Raw genomic sequence first — 996 nt, forward strand, 5'->3', positions numbered from 1 at the left:
CCGTCCGGATACTGCCAGATATCGGCGTCCAGGGAGATGTCCTGAAGCGCGGTGTCCGGAATTTCAGGTTTGTGTCTCTACAAAGACTAACTATCAGAAAAACTCATCGAGCATCAAATGAAACTGCAATTTATTCATATCAGGATTATCAATACCATATTTTTGAAAAAGCCGTTTCTGTAATGAAGGAGAAAACTCACCGAGGCAGTTCCATAGGATGGCAAGATCCTGGTATCGGTCTGCGATTCCGACTCGTCCAACATCAATACAACCTATTAATTTCCCCTCGTCAAAAATAAGGTTATCAAGTGAGAAATCACCATGAGTGACGACTGAATCCGGTGAGAATGGCAAAAGCTTATGCATTTCTTTCCAGACTTGTTCAACAGGCCAGCCATTACGCTCGTCATCAAAATCACTAGCATCAACCAAACCGTTATTCATTCGTGATTGCGCCTGAGCGAGACGAAATACGCGATCGCTGTTAAAAGGACAATTACAAACAGGAATCGAATGCAACCGGCGCAGGAACACTGCCAGCGCATCAACAATATTTTCACCTGAATCAGGATATTCTTCTAATACCTGGAATGCTGTTTTCCCGGGGATCGCAGTGGTGAGTAACCATGCATCATCAGGAGTACGGATAAAATGCTTGATGGTCGGAAGAGGCATAAATGCCGTCAGCCAGTTTAGTCTGACCATCTCATCTGTAACATCATTGGCAACGCTACCTTTGCCATGTTTCAGAAACAACTCTGGCGCATTGGGCTTCCCATACAATCGATAGATTGTCGCACCTGATTGCCCGACATTATCGCGAGCCCATCTATACCCATATAAATCAGCATCCAGGTTGGAATTTAATCGCGGCCTCGAGCAAGACGTTTCCCGTTGAATATGGCTCATAACACCCCTTGTATTACTGTTTATGTAAGCAGACAGTTTTATTGTTCATGATGATATATTTTTATCTTGTGCAATATAACATGGGTT

At 43.7% G+C, this 996-nt stretch carries 1 protein-coding gene; it reads right to left on the reverse strand.

What is annotated here, in order from left to right:
* Positions 1-93: 93 nt before the first annotated feature.
* Positions 94-909 carry an aminoglycoside O-phosphotransferase APH(3')-Ia gene (aph(3')-Ia, locus tag L8V22_RS11610; RefSeq protein ID WP_000018326.1) on the reverse strand — a complete coding sequence of 272 codons (816 nt, stop codon included), beginning with the start codon at positions 907-909 and terminating at the stop codon, positions 94-96.
* Positions 910-996: the final 87 nt, after the last annotated feature.

Source organism: Corynebacterium yonathiae, from assembly GCF_027570195.1.
In the GTDB taxonomy this organism is placed as follows: Bacteria; Actinomycetota; Actinomycetes; order Mycobacteriales; family Mycobacteriaceae; genus Corynebacterium; species Corynebacterium yonathiae.